The following is a 19,341-nucleotide window of genomic DNA, read 5'->3' as shown; positions in this document are numbered from 1 at the left end:
CGCAACGCTCATGGGACGTTCCCCGCCCGGAAAGATCCACGTTGACGCGGCCACGTCCGGTACGACGACAACACCGGTATGCGTGTCGTCATAGTGACCGAGTCCTTTCCCCCCGATGTGAACGGCGTGGCCCACTGCGCCCTGCAGACCGCGCGGCACCTCGTCGCGCGGGGGCACGCCCCGCTCGTCGTGGCCCCGGCCACCGCCCAGGGAACCGGAGCGGGAGCCGACCTCCAGGCACCGTGCCCCGTAGTCCGTGTCCCCTCCCTTCCGCTCCCGGGCTATCCCCAGGTCCGTGTCGCCCTGCCCAGCCGCCGGGTCGCCGCGGCGATCGTCGAACACCGGGCCGACATCGTCCACCTGGCCAGCCCCTTCGTCCTCGGCGTCCGCGGCATGGCGGCCGCCGCCCGCCTCGGGGTACCCGCCGTCGCGATCTACCAGACCGACCTCGCCGGATACGCCCGCACCTACGTCCACGCCGGTGAGGCGGCGGCCTGGCGGCGCATCCGCTCCGTGCACGCCGCCGCCGACCGCACCCTCGCCCCGTCCAGCTCGGCCCTGCGCGACCTGGAGGCACACGGCGTGCCCCGGGTCAGCCTGTGGCCGCGCGGCGTCGACACCGTCCGGTTCCGCCCCGACCTGCGCGACGAGGCGCTGCGTCGCGAACTGGCGCCGGGCGGTGAGCTGATCGTCGGCTACGTCGGCCGCCTCGCCCCCGAGAAACAGATCGAGCTGCTCGCCGGGGTGTGCGGCCTGGACGGTGTACGGGTCGTCGTCGTGGGCGACGGGCCCAGCGAGCCCGGCCTGCGCGAGGCCCTGCCCGGAGCCGTCTTCCTCGGCCGCCGCACCGGCGACGAACTCGCCCGGATCTTCGCCTCGTTCGACGTCTTCGCCCACACCGGCCCCTTCGAGACCTTCTGCCAGACCGTGCAGGAGGCCATGGCCAGCGGGGTGCCCGTGGTGGCGCCCGCCGCCGGAGGCCCGCTGGACCTCGTCGCCCACGGGCGCACGGGACTGCTGGTCCCGCCGCGAGACGCGGCCGCCGTACGCGACGCCGTGTGGTCCCTGGCCGCCGATCCCGCGCTGCGGGCCGCGTACGGGGCCGCCGGACGGGCCATGGTCGAGGGGCGCACCTGGGCGGCCGTCGGCGATCAGCTCATCGGGCACTACGCCGATGTGCTGGCGGCGCGGACGGTGGTGGCGGCATGAGCGGGGCCGCTTCCCCGAAGCTGCGGATCGTACGGCTCGCCAACTTCGTCGCGCCCACCTCGGGCGGTCTGCGGACCGCGCTGCGGGAGCTGGGCAAGGGGTTCGAGGCGGCCGGGCACGAGGCCGTGCTCGTCGTGCCCGGCGAGCGGTACACCGACCGTGCGACCGAGCAGGGCCGGGTGATCACGCTGCCCGGGCCGCTGCTGCCGGGGACCGGTGGCTACCGCGTCCTCGCGGACAAGCGGCGGGTGGCCCGCCTGCTGGAGTCGCTGGAGCCCGACCGGCTGGAGGTCTCCGACCGGACCACGCTGCGCTGGACCGGGGCGTGGGCCCGGCGGGCCAGGGTGCGCGCGGTGATGGTCTCGCACGAGACCGCCGACGGGGTGCTGCGGACCTGGGGGCTGTCCGAGGGGCTGGCCCGGCGGGCCTCCGACGCCCTCAACGTCCGTACGGCCCACACCTACTCGCGGGTGGTGTGCACCACTGAGTTCGCCGAACGGGAGTTCGTACGGATCGGCGCCCGGAACGTCGTACGGGCACCCCTGGGCGTCGACCTCGTGGGACGGCACCCCGCGCTGCGGGACCCGGGGCTGCGCGAGCGGTACGCGCGCGTGGACGAAGTTCTGCTGGTGATGTGTTCCCGGCTGTCCGTCGAGAAGCGGCCCGGGACGGCCCTCGACGCCCTGGAGGCTCTGCTGCGGCGCGGTCTGCGGGCCGTGCTGGTCGTCGCCGGGGACGGGCCGCTGCGCGGCAGGCTCGAACAGCGGGGGAAGGGGCTGCCGGTGACCTTCCTGGGGCATGTCGGCGACCGCGACACGCTGGGCGCCCTGCAGGCCTCCGCCGATGTGGCCCTGGCCCCCGGGCCCGCCGAGACGTTCGGTCTCGCCGCGTTGGAGGCGATGGCCTGCGGGACGCCCGTGGTGGCCAGCTCCTCGTCGGCGCTGCCGGAGGTCATCGGGTCGGCCGGGGCCACGGCGGCGGACCACGGGGAGGCCTTCGCGGACGCCGTCGAGCTGCTGCTGGACCGGCCCGAGGGCGAGCGCCGGGACGCGGCACGCGCGCGTGCCGAGTGCTTCGGCTGGCAGACCGCGGTGGACGCGTTCCTCGCCGCGCACGACGCGACCGTCGGGCGCCCCGTGCGGGAGGGCGTCGGATGAGGGCCCTGCGGTTCGTGGCCCTCGGCGACTCCCTCACCGAGGGCGTGGGCGACCCCGTCGAAGGCGGCCGGCGGGGCTGGGCCGCGCTGCTCGCCGACGGGCTCGGTCCCGCCGTGGAGTTCACCAACCTGGCCGTCAGCGGCTCCCAGACACGCGACGTGCTGGACCGGCAGCTGTCCGCCGCGCTCGCGCTCGGCCCGGACATCGCCTCCGTCGTCATCGGGGTCAACGACACCCTGCGCCGCACCTTCGACATCCACGCCGTAGCCGCCCGCCTCGACGAGATCTACGCGGCCTTCCGGGAGCGGGGCGCGGTGCTGCTCACCGCGTGTCTGCCCGACCCCGGGGCGATGCTCGGCCTGCCCGGGGCGCTCGCCCGCCCCCTCGCCCGGCGACAGCGGGCCGTCAACACGGTCGTGCACGCCCTCTCCGAGCGCCACGGGGCGGTCCATCTGCACGCCTCGGAGGGCGCCTGGCTCACGGACCCCGCGATGTGGAGCGCGGACCGGCTGCACCCCGGCGAACGGGGGCACCGGCAACTCGCCGTCCGCTTCCACGCCCTGCTCACGGAGGCGGGGATCGCCACGGGGCCCGCCCCTGCCGCCGAGCCCCAGTTCCCGGCGCCCACGCGCGGCGCCGGCCTCTGGTGGCTGGCCACGGCGGGGACGGGCTGGGTGGCCCGGCGCTGCACCGACCTGCTCCCGCAGCTCCTCACCCTCGCCGCCGCCGAGGTACGCCACAAGGCGCGCGGCACCAGTGCCCGACTGGACCTGTCCGCCTCCCACGCGGTGGCGTCGGCCCTGGCCGCGCCGGCCGTGTCCGGTCAGCGGCCGGAGGTGGCGTGAGGCAACAGGAAAACGGCGCTGGTCAACGGCGGTGCCGTACGGCGACGAAGCGCACCGGGGTGCCCGGCGTGGCCTGGGCCGCGCCGGGCAGGTCCGCCGAATGGACCACCGCGATCACCGGGTAGCCCCCGGTGGTCGGGTGATCGGCGAGGAAGACGACCGGGCGGCCGTCCGGTGGCACCTGGACGGCGCCCAGCACCATGCCCTCGCTGGGGAGTTCACCCGCCCGGGAGCGCTCCAGGGCGGGCCCCTCCGTGCGCAGCCCGATGCGGTTGCTCGCCGAGGAGACGGCGTAAGGGTGCCTGGTGAGGGTGTGCAGCGCCGCGTCCGTGAACCAGTCGTCGCGCGGGCCCAGGGTGACGCGCAGGACGAGCTCCGAGGGCGGCGCCGGGTGCGGGCCGACGTCCACGCGCGCGTGGAGATGGCTCGGGCGGCCGAGCGGGAGCACCGTGCCGTCCGTCAGCGGAGGCGGGCCGAGGCCCGACAGCAGGTCGGTGGAGCGGCTGCCGAGGACCGGCTCCACGGTCACACCGCCACAGACGGCGAGATAGCCGCGTACGCCGGAGCGCGCCGGCCCGATGTCCAGCACCGCCCCTCCGGGGACCCGTACGGGCGCTCCCCAGGCGACCGGGCGGCCGTTCACGGTGACCGCGCAGGGGGCGCCTCCGACCGCCACGACGACCGTCGAGCGGGGCCGCACGGAACAGCCGTTGAGCGTGGTCTCCAGGACAGCCGCGTCCGGCGGGTTGCCCACCAGGCGGTTGACCAGGGCGGCCGCCGGGGCGTCGAGGGCGCCCGCGCGGGGCACGCCGAGGTGGGCGTGTCCGGGACGGCCGCGGTCCTGGACGGTGGTCAGGGCGCCGGCCCGGACGACGACGAGGGCGCGGTCGGTCACGGGGTCGCCACCGGTGTGAAGCGGACCCGGGTACCCGGAGCCAGCAGAGCGGCCGGCACGCGCGTGTGGTCCCACAGAACGGCGTCCGTGGTACCGATCAGCTGCCAGCCGCCGGGGGAGGAACGCGGGTACACGCCGGTGTACGGGCCGGCCAGGGCCACCGCCCCCGTAGGGACGGCCGTGCGCGGGGTCGCCCGGCGCGGGACCTCGCGGGGCAGCCCGGTGAGGTAGCCGAATCCCGGGGCGAAGCCGCAGAAGGCCACGCGGTACTCGGCCGCCGCGTGGATCCGGGCGACCTCGGCCTCGTCGACACCCCAGTGGGCGGCGACGTCCGGCAGGTCGGGGCCGTCGTACCGTACGGAGATCTCGACGACCTCCTCCGCGCGCGGCGCGACGGGCGGAACCCTCCAGGAGGCGAGGCGCTCGGCGAGACGGGCCGGGTCGTCGAGGCCGTCCAGGAGGACGGTACGGGCGGCGGGGACGATCTCGGCCACCGACAGGTCGCCCCTCGCGCGGCGGCGCAGCAGCTCGGCGTGCAGGGCCTCGGCCTCCTCGCCCGTGCCCACCTCGATCAGCAGCGCGCGGTTCCCGACCGGCAGCGCCCTCATGAGAACGCCTCCACGCGTACCCCGGCGGCCGCCAGCTCGGCCCGCACCCGCCGGGCCAGCTCCACCGCGCCCGGCGTGTCACCGTGCAGGCAGAGGGAGCGGGCCCGGACGAGGATGCGCTCCCCCGAGTGGGAGACGACCGTGCCGGAACGGGCCAGGCCGACGGACCGCTCGATCACGGCCTCGATATCCGTGATCACGGCACCCTCGTGACCGCGCGGTGCCAGCGTGCCCTGGTCGGTGTACGCGCGGTCCGCGAACGCCTCGGTGACGGCGGCCAGACCGGCCGCCTCGGCCAGCTTGAGGAGCCATGAGCCGGGCAGGCCGAGGACGGGGAGCGTGGCGTCGGCGAGGCGTACCCCCTCCACCACCGCCGCCGCCTGTTCCTCGTCGTGCACGACCCGGTTGTAGAGCGCGCCGTGCGGCTTCACGTACGACACGCGCGTGCCCGCCGCGCGGGCGAAGACCTCCAGGGCGCCGATCTGGTACGCCACCTCGGCCGCCAGTTCGGCGGGCGGCACGTCCATCGCGCGCCGCCCGAAGCCCGCCAGGTCGTGGTAGGAGACCTGGGCTCCGACCCGCACGCCGCGCTCGGCCGCCAGCTCGCAGACCCGCCGCATGGTGGCCGCGTCCCCGGCGTGGAAGCCGCAGGCCACGTTGGCGCTGGTGACGACGGACAGCAACTCCTCGTCGTCGGTCAGTGTCCAGCGGCCGAAGCCCTCGCCGAGGTCGGCGTTGAGATCGATGGAGCTCATGGGTCCCATTCTCCTGCTTGTTTCCTCTGTCTGTTGCTCTGGTTTCTCCGGTGACCGGTTCCTGTCGGATCCGTCCGTCAGAAGACTCGGTACTGCTCGTCGCGGGCGTCGGTCAGGAACATCTGGCCCGGTGCGTGGGTGATCGCGAACGGTGGGCGGGAGGCCATCACAGCGGCCTGGGGTGTCACCCCGCAGGCCCAGAACACCGGGACGTCGTCCGGTTCGGCGTCCACCGGGTCGCCGAAGTCCGGGCGGGACACGTCCGCGATGCCGAGGCCCGCCGCCTCGCCGCAGTGCACCGGGCCGCCGTGCACGGCCGGGAGCAGACTGCTCTCCCGGATCGCGGCGGCCAGATGCTCGGGCGGCACCGGACGCATCGACACGACCATCGGGCCCCGCATCCGGCCGGCGGGCCGGCACTGGCGTCCGGTGACGTACATCGAGACGTTGCGGCCCTGCTCGATGTGGCGCATCGGGACGCCGGCTTCGGTCAGCGCCCACTCGAAGGTGAAACTGCACCCGATCAGGAACGACACGAGGTCCTCGCGCCAGACGTCCACCACGTCCGTCGGCTCGGCCACCAACTCGCCGTGCTCCCAGACCCGGTAGCGCGGCAGATCCGTGCGCAGGTCCGCGCCCTCGGCGAGCGGGGTCGTCCACGCGCCGGCGTCCGTGACGTCGAGCACGGGACACGGCTTGGGGTTGCGCTGGCAGAACAGCAGCATGTCGTACGCCCAGTCGGCGGGCACCGAGATCAGGTTCGCCTGGGTGTGCCCGGCGGCGACCCCGGCGGTGGGGCCGGACACGCCCGAACGGAACCGGGCGCGCGCCTCTTCGGGGGTCCACGCGTGCGCGTGCGGGTCCACGAGGGTCAAGGGGCGGTCGTGCGGGGCGGAGGCCGGGGGGCCTTGGGTGGCGCCGGTCGGGAGACGGTCGTGAGTCGTCACGTGGTTCACACGAGTTCCTTTCCGCGTGTTTCCGGGAGGCCGAGCAGGGCCACCGCCGCCAGGCCGTAGCCGATCGCGCCGAAGATCAGCGCGCCGCCGACGCCCCAGCTGTCGGCCAGGAAGCCGACCGTGGTCGGGAAGACGGCGCCCACCGCACGGCCGGTGTTGTACGTGAAGCCCTGCCCGGTGCCCCGCACGGCCGACGGGTACAGCTCGCTGAGGAACGAGCCGAAGCCGCTGAAGATCGCCGACATACAGAACCCGAGGGGGAAACCGAGGACCAGGAGAAGGGTGTCGGCGCCGCTCGGGATGTTCGCGTACGCCAGGATGCACAGCGCCGAGAGCACCGCGAAGAGCCAGATGTTCCGCCGGCGGCCCAGCCGGTCGGTGAGATAGCCGCCGGTCAGGTAGCCGATGAAGGCGCCGGAGATCAGAAGGGTGAGGTAGCCGCCGGTGCCGACGACCGACAGACCCCGCTCCGTCTTCAGATACGTGGGCACCCAGGTCGCCAGCGTGTAGTAGCCGCCCTGGACGCCGGTGGAGAGCAGCACCGCGAACACAGTGGTGCGCAGCAGACCCGGCTGGGTGGCCGTGCCCGGCCGGAAGATCGCGGCGAACGAGCCCCTCTCGGCGCTCTTCTCGCGTGCGGCCGCGGCCTGCGGGGCGTCCTCGACCGAGCGGCGCACCCAGATCACGAGCAGCGCGGGCAGTGCGCCGGTCCAGAACATCACGCGCCAGGCCAGGTCGTCGTCGAGGAAGGAGAAGACCATCGTGTAGACGATCACGGCCAGTCCCCAGCCCACGGCCCAGGAGCTCTGGATCGCGCCGAGCGTACGTCCCCGGTGCTTGGCGCTCGCGTACTCGGCGACCAGGATCGCGCCGACCGCCCACTCACCGCCGAAGCCCAGCCCCTGAAGGGCGCGGAAGACCAGCAGGGTCTCGTAGTTGGGCGCGAAGCCGCAGGCCACGGTGAAGACCGCGTAGGTCACCACGGTGATCATCAGCGCCTTCACCCGGCCGATCCGGTCCGCGAGCACGCCCGCGGCGGCGCCGCCGATCGCCGACACGACCAGGGTGACCGTGGTGAACAGTCCGGTCTGGCCGTTGTCCAGGCCGAAGTAGGCCGTGAGCGCGACCATGCTCAGCGGCAGCGTGAAGTAGTCGTACGAGTCGAGCGCGTAGCCGCCGAACGCGCCGCCGAAGGCGCGGCGACCACGCGGTCCGAGGGCGCGCAGCCAGCCGAACGCGCCGTCGTCCGAGATCGGTTCGCCCTGGTCGGGCTTGGTCGTGGAGGAGAGGGCCGGGGAGGGAGGGGGCGTGCTCATGGACACCTCGCGGTGAGGGAGGGGGAGGGCAGGGGGACCGAGCCGTGCCGTTGTGCCATGCCGTGCAGTGGAGCCGTGCGGAGGGCGCCTGTCCAGCAAGGTAGAGGATCGTTGAACAATCCTTCAATACCCGTGTTGTTTCGTTCTTGTGTCTGCGGTTGAATTCCGCGCATGGCCGCCGAACTGACCGGACTTGCCGACGACCGTGCCCTCCTGGGGCGCACCAGCACCGCCGAGCGGGTTTCGGACATCCTCCGGAGCCGCATCGCCGAGGGCTTCTTCCCGCCCGGCACACGGCTGTCCGAGGACAGCATCGGCGGTGCCCTCGGTGTCTCCCGCAACACCCTCCGCGAGGCGTTCCGCCTGCTCACCCATGAACGGCTCCTCGTCCACGAGCTCAACCGCGGCGTCTTCGTGCGCGTGCTGACCGTCGAGGACGTCGAGGACATCTACCGCACCCGCCGCCTCGTCGAGTGCGCCGTCGTGCGCGGCCTCGGGGCCCCGCCGTACGGTCTCGACGGCCTCGCCGAAGCCGTCGCGGAAGGGCAGCGCGAGGCGCGTGAAGGTGACTGGAAAGGTGTCTCCACCGCCAACATCCACTTCCACCGCGAACTGGTCGCCCTCGCCGGCAGCGCCCGCACCGACGAGCTGATGCGCAGCGTCTTCGCCGAACTCCGGCTCGCGTTCCACGTGGTGGACAATCCGCGCAGGTTGTACGAGCCGTACCTGGCGCGCAACCTCCTCATCCTCCAGACGCTGCAGCGAGGGGAGCGGGACGAGGCCGAGCACCTGCTGGCGGCATACCTCGACGACTCGCTGGAGAACCTGGTGGAGGTGTACGGCCGCCGGGTCGCCGACGTCACCTGAGGCGCCGTGCCCGGCCCCTCCCGGCGGAACGATTTGGGCCGTTGTCGGACCCAGGACCTAGTCTGTGCACCGTGACTTCACCCGCATCGACGGACAGTGTTCCGCCCCAGCTCAGCGCGGGGCCGCGCCCCGCGCTGGGCCCGGCCGCCGACGAGGGACTGGCGCGGCGGCTGCGCGCGCTCGCCTGCACCGCGCCGCTGCACGACCTGGACGCGCGCAAGGCGAACCTCGCCGGTGAGTACTCCGTGTACGGCATGGCCGAGGTCGCCCTCGCCGCCATCGACCTGGTCACACTGAACATGGACTTCGACACGGGCGCGGACCACGACCAGATCGTCGCCCGCCTCATCCCGCGCATCGCCGCCCAGGCCCCGCGGCGGCCCGTCGAGGAGCACGAGCGGGTGGCCCGCTGGGTCCTGGAGAACCTGATCAACGTCGGCAGCGTCGACCGCGGCTTCCGGGCCGTCTACGGCACCTTCGCGCCCGACGGCACCTATGTCCGCCGCGACTACGACTTCAAGCTGATCGAGGAGGTCCCCGGCTACGGCGGCGGTGTGTACCTCCGTACGACCGACGAGGCCGTCAACGTCCTCGTGGGCGCCCTCGACACCGATGTCACCAGCGCGCAGATCGCCGCCGAGGTCAAGTTGGAGATCCTGATCAGCCGGGGCCGCCTCGCCGACGCCCAGCTCGCCGCCGAGCAGGCGCGCTACCGGACCGTGCAGTACTCGGAGACGCTGCGGAGGGCACTGGACGCCACCCGCCGCAACGTCCGCGCGGTCGACTGGCTCCAGACCGTGCCCGACATGATCGCCGAGGCGCTCGACCACGTCGCCGACCGCTACCGCCACGAGAACGCGATCCTCACGAACATCCGCAAGGCCCGCGACGAGTCCGAGGACCCCGAGCACAAGCGGCGTGCCGCCGAGCTGGTCGACATCGTGAAGGACTGCATCCGGCGGCACACGCAGTTGCAGTCCCGGCTGCTGGAGGCCGGACCGCTGTTCCGCGCGGAACAGGACCGGCAGGCCTTCGGTACGCCGATGACGACCTCGGGGACAGACCTCTACGGGCATCTGGTCGCGCCGCTGCTGCCGCTGCCCCTGGAGCGGGCCCGGCGGGTCACCGACGCGTTCTTCGCCCGAGGGACGGGGTTGCGTACGCCGGGGTCCGTGCGGGTGGGGGACCTTGTCGAGCTGCTGTTCACGCCGCCGGTGGAGCGGGAGCACCTCGGGGCGGAGATGCCGGAGCCGGATCTGATCGCCACGCCCGACGACAGCCGGTTCAGCGAGGAGCAGTTGGCGGCGGCCAAGGAGTTGCTCGATCTGCCCGCGGACGCGCCTCGGCGGTTGTCGGGGCTGCTGGCCGAAGCGCGGCTGCAGGATCCTGAACTGCCTTATCTGGTTGCCCTGTTGGCCGTGCATGCGGCGAGTCCGCCGGTGGGTACGGCCTATCGGCAGGGGGAGCGGAAACTCCTCTTCGCCGTGGACGACGGGGTGGAGTTGGACGATCCCGAGTTCGGTGGGGCGGATTTGATCGTGGGGATGGCCTTGCTGGATGCGGCCGGAATGGCGGCGGACAGGGAGGCCGCGTGAGAGCGCCGTCGGGCCTTCGGCCGTCGTTCGGCTGCGGGTTGTTCGCGGCCGGTCGCGCCCACGCGGCGGAGCTGCACAGGGCGCCGCAGCCCCGCGCCCCTGACCTTGCCGCCGTTCCCCCTTGCTATGAGATCGAGGAGTTTTGCCGTGAGTGAGCACGTCGAGTGGAGTGAGCCGGAAGTGGCTGCCGCTCCGGTGGCCGCCGCCCTCACTCCCGCCGACGCCGCCGATGCCGCTCGGCTCGTCGCCTTCGGGCTTCAGCCGAAGCTGCAGCCCGCCCGGGACCAGGAGTACGGGGAGTTGCTGCGGCGGTATCGGGAGGATCCGGCGTTCGCGCGGCTCGCCGATGCCGTGGCCACCGGGCTGGGGCTGGTCGTGCTGGAGGTGTCGCCGCGGGCCGGGATGGCGGTGACGGCGGCCGAGGACTCGGTGTTCGCGGTGCGGATGGGGGACTACGCGCGGCGGACGTCGGCGGACTCGGTGGACCGCTTCCTGCACGGACTGGCGCATCTCGCGGTGGCCGCGATGGCGTTTCCGCGGCCGGAGGACCTCGCGGACGACGGGTACATCGGGCGGGTCTCGGTCAACGGGGTCGACGCCTTCGTGCGGCAGGCCTGTCGGCGGCTGGAGGAACGGGCCGAGGAGCTGGGGGAGAACACCGACCCGGCCTCCGACGCGCCGGGCCTGGAGTCCGCCTGGCGGATCTGGGCGAGACGCAGTTCCACCGGGGCCACCAAGGACGCGCGCCGGCTGGCCGGGTCCACCACCGGCATCATCGGCAAGGCGGTGGGCTTCCTGACCGACTCGGGGTTCCTCCAGCGCACGGGGGACGACAACGGCGGGACGTATCGGACGACCGCGCGCTATCAGCTCCAGGTGCGGGACATGGCGGGCAGTGCCGCGATGGCCGAACTGCTGGAGCTGGGCATCGTGCCGGTCACCGACGGCTCCGCCACGCTGCTGCCCGCCGACGACACCGACGATCTGGAGCTGGTGGCCGACGCCGGCCTGCCGTTCCACTCCTGATCCCCGCCCCCTTCCGTATCCCTGCTTCACGCACCACCGACCGCACCACCCTTACGACCGCGAAAGTCCGCCGCCATGTACGAGCTGTCCCGGGTCCGCCTCTACTCCATCGGGCCGGCAGGTGCGCGTTACGCCGACACCGTGCTGGACCTGAGGGGTGTGGGCGAGTTCGTGCCCGATCCCGCGCCGCAGCAGGCGGAGTTCTTCGAGGAGGAGCCGACGGGACCGCCGCGCAGGCCGGCTCCGGCCGGTGTGCTCTTCCTGGAGAACGGCGGCGGCAAGTCCGTCCTGCTCAAGCTGATCTTCTCGGTGATGCTGCCGGGCCACCGGAACACCCTGGGCGGTGCCAGCTCGGGTGTGCTCCGGAAGTTCCTGCTGGCGGACGACTGCGGGCACGTCGCGCTGGAGTGGCAGCACACGCTGACCGGCGAGTGTGTCGTGGTGGGCAAGGCGAGCGAGTGGCGGGGACGTCAGGTCTCCAACGATCCGCGGAAGTTCGCCGAGGCCTGGTACTCCTTCCGGCCCGGCCCGGGACTGAGCCTGGACAACCTGCCCGTCGCCGAGTCCACCGCCGTACGGCCGCCCGTCGAGGGCGCGTCCGGGGCGCAGGGGCGGCGGCGGACCATGAAGGGCTTCCGGGACGCCATCACCGAGGCGGGCAAGGCGTATCCGCACCTCGAAGTGCACTGGGAGGAGATCCACGACCGCTGGAACGAGCATCTGACGGACCTGGGCCTCGACCCCGAACTCTTCCGCTACCAGCGGGAGATGAACGCCGACGAGGGTGAGGCCGCCGGCCTCTTCGCGGTGAAGAAGGACTCCGACTTCACCGACCTGCTGCTGCGGGCCGTCACCGACACCCGGGACACGGACGGGCTGGCCGACCTGGTCGGCGGGTTCGGCAACAAGCTCGGGCGACGGGCCGAGTTGATCGCCGAGCGCGACTTCACGGCCGGGTCCGTGGACCTGCTGGGCCGGATCGTCGAGGCCGCCGAGGGGCGGTCACGGGCCCGGGACGTCCACGCGGGCGCCGAGCGGCGCACCCGCAGCCTGGTCCGGCGGCTGTCCGCGCGGGCCGCGCGGGAGCGGCTGCGGGGCACCGATCTCGCCCAGCGGGTCACCGCCGCCGCGTACGCGGTCACGCATTCCGAGGCCGCCCGCGACCGCAGCGCGCTGATCGCGGCCGAACTGGCCTACCGGCACGCCTCGTTGGCGCTGGCCGCCGCCGAGAAGTCGGCCGCCGCGCAGAAGCGGGAGCTGGCCGACGCGCGCACCCTGCACTCCGCCTGGCAGGCGGCCGAGGCCGTGCTCAGGCACCGGGCCGCCGCCGACCGGGTCGCTCGCGTGTCCGCCGCCATCCAGGAGGCCGAACGCGACGCCGCCCCGGCGCTCGCCGCCCGCGCCAAGGCCGCCGTCGACCTCGTACGCGCCCTGGCCGCCGCCGCCGCGAGCGCCGAGGATCTGGCGAACGAGGGCGAGGAGCGGTCGGCCGCCCTGCAGGAGGTCGGCGAGGCCGCGCACCGGGACTCGACCGTCGCGGCCACCGAGGCGCAGCGCGCCCGTAGCGAGGTCGGGCACCTGAAGCAGCGGCTCAGCGAGGTCGAGCAGGAGACCGCCGAAGCCGTCCGCGCCGGCTGGCTCGACGACAGCGCGCCCGACGCCGATCCGGCCCGGGCCGCCCTCGCCGCCAGCGACGCCGAGAAGACGGCCGTCGCCGCCTGGGACACCGCACGCGAGGCCTCGCGCCGTGCCTCCGAGCACGCCCGGGAAGCGGCCTCCGCCGAGTCCCGCGCGGAGCTGACGGCCGCACGCGCGGCCGACGCGGCGACCGCCGCCGAGCGCGCGTACGACGGGGAGCGGCGTACGGCGCAGGCCCTGGCGGCGGAGGAGCGGCTGGCGGAGCTGCTGAGCCTGCCCGGCACGACCGGCAGGGCGCGGGCCGGGGTGCCCGTACCGCGCAGAGGAGACGCGGCCGACGGCGGCGCGGGCAACGCCGCCGAGTCGGCGGCCGGCTCCCGTACGGCCTCCGGTTCCGCCGACGCCACGCGCGCCCCCGCCGAAGGCCCCCTCACCCCCGAGGAACTGGACCGCTTCGCCGACGAGCTGCGTGAACTGCTCGACGAGAACGTGTCGTCCGCCGAGCGGCACCTCTTCGAGCTGCGCACCGCCGCGGCCGACGACTCCCGCATCCTCGGTGCCCTCGGCGACGGTGGGCTGCTGCCGCCGGGACCGGACGTCCTGGCGACCGTCGAGTTCCTCGGCGAGCACGGCATCCCGGCCCTCCCCGGCTGGCGGTACCTCGCCCAGGCCGTGGACCCCGCCGACCACGCGCGCGTGCTGGCCGCGCGCCCGGAGCTGGTCGACGGCGTGATCATCACCGACCCGGACTCGCACGCCCGGGCCCGCGAGGCGCTGAGCGACGCCGCGCTGCTCCCGAGGTCCGCCGTGGCCGTCGGCACGGCCGCCGCCCTGCTGGCACCCACGCCGCCCCTGGACGCGGGCGGCGGCCCCGCCGCCGACGTGTTCCTGGTACCGCCGAACCCCGCCATGCACGACGAGCACGCCGCCGACGAGGAGCGGCAGACGCTGCGCGCGCGGGCCACCGAGCGGGACGAGGAGATCCGGGAGCTCGCGGCCAGGCTCGGCAAGGACCGGGAGCTGGCGGCCCGGCTCTCCTCGTGGCGCACGGGGTGCCCGGCGGGCAGGCTCACCGAGCTGGCCGCGGCCGCGCGGGAGACGCGCGGGTTCGCCGAGGAGGCGGAGGCGGAGCTCTCGGAGGCGCGGACCGTGCGGGCCGAGGCCGAGGAGGCGGCCGCCGAGGCGGCCCAGGTGCGCGACGAGCGGCAGGAGGCCGCACAGAAGGCCCGCCGTGCCGCCGACGCCCTCGCCGGACTCGCCTTCCGGCTGCGGGAGCGCGCCGGCTGGCAGGTCAAGCTCCGCGAACTCGCCGACGAGGCCACCGAGTCCGAGGCCCGCGCCCAGTCCTGCCTGGAGCGGGCCCGCGCTGCGGACGAGGACCGCCGCGCCACCCAGCGCGGCGCCGACGACGCCCGCCGCACGGCGCGTGCGCTGCGCGCCGAGCGCGCGGAGATCGCGGGCGCCCCCGACGACGTACCGGAGACGGACTCCGACGGGCCGAAGCAGCCCCTCGCGGCCCTCCGCGAGGCCTACCGCGCCGCTTCCCAGCTGTACGAGAAGGTCGGCGTCGGCGCCGACCTGCGGGCGGAGCAGGCGCGGGCCGAGAGCGACGAGAGCTCCGCGATCGCCGAGCTCGACCGGCTGACCAACAAGGTCCGCAACCGCGCCGAGCAACTGCTCCAGTCGCCCGACGGCTCCGACGGACCCTCCCGGCAGGCGGCGGCCTCGCGTGCCGAGGAACTCGTCCAGCTCCTCGAAACCCGGGTGTCCACCGCGAGCGAGCAGCTCGGACGGCTGCGCGGCGAGGCCGAGCGGCTCGCGCCCGAGGACGGCGAGGCGCACACCGAGCTCCCTGAGGAGCTGCTCCCGCGCGACGCCGACCACGCCCAGGCCCTGCTGCGCACCGCCACCGCCGAACTGGCCTCCCGCGCCGAGGCGTTGACCCAGGCCCGCGAGGCCCACGCCGAACTGCTGGAGTCCCACCGCGCCGCCCAGGACGCGGCAGGCGGCTTCGACGAGACCGCCGCCCTCCTCCGGGACCTCCTGCGCGACCACTCCACGGACGACGACCAGGACGAGCCCGAGCCCTACCCGGGCGGCCCCGAAGAGGCCCGCAGCGCCGCCGCCGAGGCCCGCCGCTCCCTGCGCGCCTGCGCCGCCGACCTCTCCGCGGCGGAGGGCTCCGTACGCGAGGCCTGCGACGTCCTCGTCCGCCACGCCAACTCCACCCGCTACGAGCAGGTCCGCACCCCGGCCCGCCAGCAGATCCGCGAGCTGCCCGCCTCCTCGCTCCCCGAGCACGCCCAGAAGTGGGCCGACGCCTTCGCACCCCGGCTCCGGGTCCTCACCGACGAGCTGGCCCAGCTGGAGCGCAACCGGGACTCGATCGTCGACCGGCTGCGGGGCCTCGTGGAATCGGCCCTCGCGACCCTCCGCTCCGCCCAGCGGCTGTCCAGGCTCCCCGAGGGTCTGGGGGAGTGGTCCGGCCAGGAGTTCCTCCGCATCCGCTTCGAGGAGCCCGACCAGGCCACCCTCACCGAGCGCCTCGGCGAGGTCGTCGACGAGGCGACCCGCGCGGCCGTGAAGAAGAACTCCGACATGCGCCGTGACGGCATGTCCCTGCTGCTGAGGGGCGTCAGCGCCGCGCTCCAGCCGAAGGGCGTGGCCGTGGAGATCCTCAAGCCGGACGCCGTGCTGAGGGCCGAGCGCGTCCCCGTGGGCCAGATGGGCGACGTCTTCTCCGGCGGCCAGTTGCTCACCGCCGCCATCGCCCTCTACTGCACGATGGCCGCGCTGCGGAGCAACGACCGGGGGAGGGACAAGCACCGCCATGCCGGCACCCTGTTCCTCGACAACCCCATCGGCCGCGCCAACGCGACCTACCTGCTGGAACTCCAGCGAGCGGTCTCGGACGCCCTCGGCGTCCAACTCCTGTACACCACCGGCCTTTTCGACACCACGGCCCTGGCCGAGTTCCCCCTGGTCATCCGCCTGCGCAACGACGCCGACCTACGGGCGGGCCTGAAGTACATCAGCGTCGAGGAACACCTCCGCCCGGGACTGCCCAAGCAGCCCCAGGCGGGGGAGGTGGCACATACGGAGATCACCGCGACACGCATGTACAAGAGGCCCACTACAGCCGCCCCTTGAGGGGCGCGGGGAACCGCGCGACCGGCCACGACGGACCCGCAGCCGCCCCACGCCCCGAAGCACAGCCCCGTTAACAGCCCCGTTAGGCGTCGGCTTTCAAGAGATCCGCACACTTCTCGCCGATCATCATCGTCGTGATACACGGATTCACGGTCACCAGATCCGGCATCACCGACCCGTCCGCCACCCGCAGCCCCTCGATCCCCTTCACGCGCAGCCGCGCGTCCAGCGGAGCCGAGGCGTCGTCGTCCGCCCCCATCTTCACCGTGCAGGCCGGGTGGTAGACGGTGTTGTGGGTCTTGCGGATGTAGTCGAGCAGCTCGTCGTCGGTCCGGACGTCCGGACCGGGCGCCAGCTCGGCTCCGGCCCACCCGCTCAGCGCCGGCTGCGCCGCGATCTGCCGGGCGAGCCGCAGGCCGTACGTCATCACGCGCACGTCGTGCTCGTGCGTGAAGTAGCGCGGGTCGACCTTCGGCTTGTCCCGGTAGTCCCGGGTGCGCAACCGCACGGTGCCCCGGGACTTCGCCCGCGTCACGTTCGGCGTCAGACAGAACGCGTTCTCGGACGTGGGGTATCCGTGCCGGGCCGTGTTCATGTCGAACGGCACGGACCCGTAGTGGAACATCAGGTCCGGCCGGTCCAGGCCCGGTTCGGTGTCGTAGAAGATGCCCGCCTCCCACCACTGGTTGGACGTGGTGGGCATCGGCTGTGCGGCCTCCCACATGATCACGCCCTCGGGGTGGTCCTGGAGGTTCTCGCCGACACCCGCCGAGTCCACGACCACGTCGACCCCCACCTCGCGCAGCTGTGCGGCGGGGCCGATGCCCGAGAGCATCAGGATCTTCGGTGTGTCGATGGCACCGCAGGAGACGATGACCTCACGCCGGGCGCGCACCGTCCGGGTGTGGATGAGGTCCGGGTCCAGATACTCGGCACCGACGCAGCGCCGCCCGTCCAGCACCAGCTTCTTGGCACGGACCCCGGTGCGTACCTCCAGGTTCGGGCGCTTGCCCATGATCGGGTGCAGATACGCCACCGACGAGGACTGCCGGATGTTGTTCTCGTCGGAGTTGATCTGGAACCAGTTGGCGCCCCGGACCACCGTCGTTCCCGCGTTGAACGGCGTCGTCGGGATACCCGCCTGGACGCACGCCTCCAGCAGGGCGTTGCCGCACGGGTCCTCGCTCTTGATGGTGCGGAGCTTCACCGGGCCGGTGCGGCCGTGGTGGTCGCCGGGCGCGTCGTTGGTCTCCAGGCGCTGGTAGAGCGGGAAGAGGTCGGCCGCGGACCAGCCCGTACAGCCCGCGGCCGCCCAGTCGTCGAGGTCCTCGGCCGGTGCCCAGAAGGCGATACAGGAGTTGTGGGACGAACAGCCGCCGAGGACCTTCGCCCTCGCGTGCCGCATGAAGCTGTTGCCGCTGGCCTGCGGCTCGACCGGGTAGTCCCAGTCGTATCCGGACTCCAGCAGGCCCATCCAGCGTTCCAGTTTCAGGACGTCGTCGTCGCCGACGTCGCTGGGGCCCGCCTCCAGGACGCACACCGTGACCGACGGGTCCTCGGAGAGTCTGGCCGCGACCACGTTTCCCGCGGTACCGCCGCCGACCACGACATAGTCGAACTCATCTGCCTTCATGGGGAGTTGGCCTCCTGTGCGCTGTGCTGCTGAGCTGCTGTGCTGAGTCGGGTTGTCGGGAGACGGCTCTCAGTCGGCCGCCGGGGAGGCGAGGGGCGTGGCGGGCGGGATGGTCCCGGACCCGGACTCGGCGGCCACGCGGTGCTCGGCGAGCACGCCCGTCCTGTGTCGCTGGATGAACCAGTAGTAGGCGAAACCGCCGCCGGCGATGATCCCGACGAAGAGGACCGCACCCCACTGCAGGTACCAGTGGAACGGGGCGGCCGCGTTGTAGACCGAGGCCCGCGGCCAGATCAGGTTGAGGGTCATGCCCGCGCCCCACACCACGGCGAGGATGTTCACCAGGAGGCCCCAGCGGCCCAGCGAGAACCGGCCGTCCCCGGCGGGCTGCCACTTGCCGCGCAGCCGCGCGACCAGCATCGGCACGGTGACTCCCAGGTACGCCAGGTAGATCATGATGATGCCGATGCTGGTCACCACGGTGAAGATCTGCGGCTGACGGATGTTGACGACCAGGATCCCCAGCGCCAGCACCCCGATGATCACGGTCGGCAGCACCGGCGTCTGGAACTTCGGGTGGCACTTGGCCAGCTTCGAGGAGGCGGGCAGGTTGTTGTCGCGGGCCATGGCGAACGCCAGCCGGACCGCCGCCGTGTGCACGGCCAGGGCGCAGACGGTGACCGCGATCAGGACGCACCACAGCATCGCCTTGCCGGCCGTCGGGCCGAGCACGTTGAGCACGATGTACTGCAAGCCGTCCGTGGACAGCTGTTCGCCCTTCAGGCTGGAGACGCTCATCAGCGCCAGCAGCAGGATCAGGCCGCCGAGGAGGAAGGAGGCGATGATCGCCCGGATGATCGCGCGCGGCGCGTTCCGGGTCGGGTCCAGCGACTCCTCACCGAGCGAGGCGGCCGTGTCGAAGCCGTACATGACGTACGCGGACGCCAGCGAGGCCACGAGGAACGCGCCAAGATAGCCGTTGCCGTAACCGTCGCCGGTGCCGTTCGTCTCCAGGACCACCTGCGGGCCCCGGGTGATGTGTACGGCGAACAGCACGATCAGCACGACGGTGGCGATCAGCTCGATGAACACGCCCGCCGTGTTGATCCGGGCCATCAGCTTGACGCCGAAGGCGTTCACCAGGGTGGTGAACAGGATCAACACCGCGGCCAGGATGACCGCGTTGGTCGCCACGTCGTACTTGCCGGTGCCGTCGCCGACGATCTGGAACACGTCGGAGATCTGGGGCAGCGTCAGTTGGTAGGCCAGCGCGACCGCCGCGATCGACACGATGGAGGCGGTCAGCATCATCCAGCCGGCGAGCCAGCCCAGATGCGGGTTGCCTATCTTCTTCGACCAGTTGTAGACCGAGCCCGCCACCGGGTAGCGGGCCGCCAGTTCGGCGAAACAGAGCGCGACCATGAACTGGCCGATGAACACCATCGGCCACGACCACCAGTAGGCGGGGCCGCCGCTGGCGAAGCCGAAGTAGAACAGCTGGAAGGTACCGGTCAGGATCGAGATGTAGCTGATCCCGGCGGCGAAGGTGTGGAAGTTGCCGAGGGTGCGCTTGAGTTCGGGTTTGTAGCCGAACTCGGTGAGTTCGGTGTCGTCGGAGGTGTTCTTCGGTCCGGTGGGTTGCTCAATGGTCGTCATGAGCGGACTCCTGGTGGGCCTTGGGGAGGAGGGGG

At 73.2% G+C, this 19,341-nt stretch carries 14 protein-coding genes; 7 read left to right on the top strand and 7 right to left on the bottom strand.

The features are described 5' to 3' along the window. Window positions 1–78 precede the first annotated feature (78 nt). The 3 genes from OG202_RS09335 to OG202_RS09325 are packed head-to-tail and all read left to right on the top strand — an operon-like array spanning window position 79 to window position 3,211. The gene (locus tag OG202_RS09335; RefSeq protein WP_326584176.1) at window positions 79–1,209 is read left to right on the top strand and encodes a glycosyltransferase family 4 protein; all 1,131 of its coding nucleotides are present in this window, start codon (window positions 79–81) and stop codon (window positions 1,207–1,209) included. Beyond that, entirely contained in the window at window positions 1,206–2,366 is a 1,161-nt protein-coding gene (locus OG202_RS09330) for a glycosyltransferase (protein ID WP_328222593.1), read from the top strand. Before OG202_RS09335 ends, OG202_RS09330 begins: the two co-directional genes overlap by 4 nt. After that, entirely contained in the window at window positions 2,363–3,211 is an 849-nt protein-coding gene (locus OG202_RS09325) for an SGNH/GDSL hydrolase family protein (protein WP_327730629.1), read from the top strand. The genes OG202_RS09330 and OG202_RS09325 overlap by 4 nt, the downstream gene beginning before the upstream one ends. A 22-nt stretch (window positions 3,212–3,233) precedes the next feature. On the opposite strand, the gene OG202_RS09320 is transcribed toward OG202_RS09325, so the two are convergent. The 5 genes from OG202_RS09320 to OG202_RS09300 form a co-directional block, all read right to left on the bottom strand. Continuing rightward, the gene (locus OG202_RS09320; RefSeq protein WP_327730630.1) at window positions 3,234–4,106 is read right to left on the bottom strand and encodes a biotin-dependent carboxyltransferase family protein; all 873 of its coding nucleotides are present in this window, start codon (window positions 4,104–4,106) and stop codon (window positions 3,234–3,236) included. Beyond that, a complete protein-coding gene (locus OG202_RS09315; RefSeq protein ID WP_328222592.1) occupies window positions 4,103–4,714 on the bottom strand; it encodes a 5-oxoprolinase subunit B family protein in 612 nt (203 codons plus the stop codon). The genes OG202_RS09320 and OG202_RS09315 overlap by 4 nt, the downstream gene beginning before the upstream one ends. Next, the gene (locus tag OG202_RS09310; RefSeq protein WP_327730632.1) at window positions 4,711–5,469 is read right to left on the bottom strand and encodes a LamB/YcsF family protein; all 759 of its coding nucleotides are present in this window, start codon (window positions 5,467–5,469) and stop codon (window positions 4,711–4,713) included. Before OG202_RS09310 ends, OG202_RS09315 begins: the two co-directional genes overlap by 4 nt. Window positions 5,470–5,546: 77 nt before the next feature. After that, window positions 5,547–6,425, bottom strand: coding sequence for a putative hydro-lyase (locus OG202_RS09305; protein ID WP_405892968.1), 879 nt, complete (start codon window positions 6,423–6,425; stop codon window positions 5,547–5,549). Then, window positions 6,422–7,741, bottom strand: a complete 1,320-nt coding sequence (locus OG202_RS09300; RefSeq protein ID WP_327730633.1) for an MFS transporter — start codon at window positions 7,739–7,741, stop codon at window positions 6,422–6,424. Before OG202_RS09300 ends, OG202_RS09305 begins: the two co-directional genes overlap by 4 nt. 171 nt (window positions 7,742–7,912) lie before the next feature. Here OG202_RS09300 and OG202_RS09295 point away from each other — a divergent pair, with 171 nt between their 5' ends. The 4 genes from OG202_RS09295 (at window position 7,913) to OG202_RS09280 (ending at window position 16,017) form a co-directional block, all read left to right on the top strand. After that, a complete protein-coding gene (locus OG202_RS09295; protein ID WP_326584183.1) occupies window positions 7,913–8,608 on the top strand; it encodes a GntR family transcriptional regulator in 696 nt (231 codons plus the stop codon). Window positions 8,609–8,679: 71 nt separating this feature from the next. Next, window positions 8,680–10,203, top strand: coding sequence for a hypothetical protein (locus OG202_RS09290; protein WP_326584184.1), 1,524 nt, complete (start codon window positions 8,680–8,682; stop codon window positions 10,201–10,203). Window positions 10,204–10,350: 147 nt separating this feature from the next. Next, the gene (locus tag OG202_RS09285) at window positions 10,351–11,229 is read left to right on the top strand and encodes a hypothetical protein (RefSeq protein WP_328222591.1); all 879 of its coding nucleotides are present in this window, start codon (window positions 10,351–10,353) and stop codon (window positions 11,227–11,229) included. Between the two features lie 75 nt (window positions 11,230–11,304). Next, window positions 11,305–16,017: a hypothetical protein gene (locus tag OG202_RS09280; RefSeq protein ID WP_328222590.1), complete on the top strand. Its 4,713-nt coding sequence runs from the start codon at window positions 11,305–11,307 to the stop codon at window positions 16,015–16,017. A gap of 82 nt (window positions 16,018–16,099) precedes the next feature. Here OG202_RS09280 and OG202_RS09275 read toward each other — a convergent pair whose 3' ends face one another. Beyond that, a complete protein-coding gene (locus OG202_RS09275) occupies window positions 16,100–17,650 on the bottom strand; it encodes a GMC family oxidoreductase (RefSeq protein WP_326584187.1) in 1,551 nt (516 codons plus the stop codon). Window positions 17,651–17,719: 69 nt separating this feature from the next. After that, complete coding sequence (locus OG202_RS09270; RefSeq protein WP_328222589.1) at window positions 17,720–19,306, bottom strand: APC family permease; 1,587 nt, start codon at window positions 19,304–19,306, stop codon at window positions 17,720–17,722. Window positions 19,307–19,341: the final 35 nt, after the last annotated feature.

The sequence above is a fragment of the Streptomyces sp. NBC_00310 genome (assembly GCF_036208085.1).
Taxonomy (GTDB): Bacteria; Actinomycetota; Actinomycetes; order Streptomycetales; family Streptomycetaceae; genus Streptomyces.
This window is presented reverse-complemented; position numbering and strand designations above follow the sequence as displayed.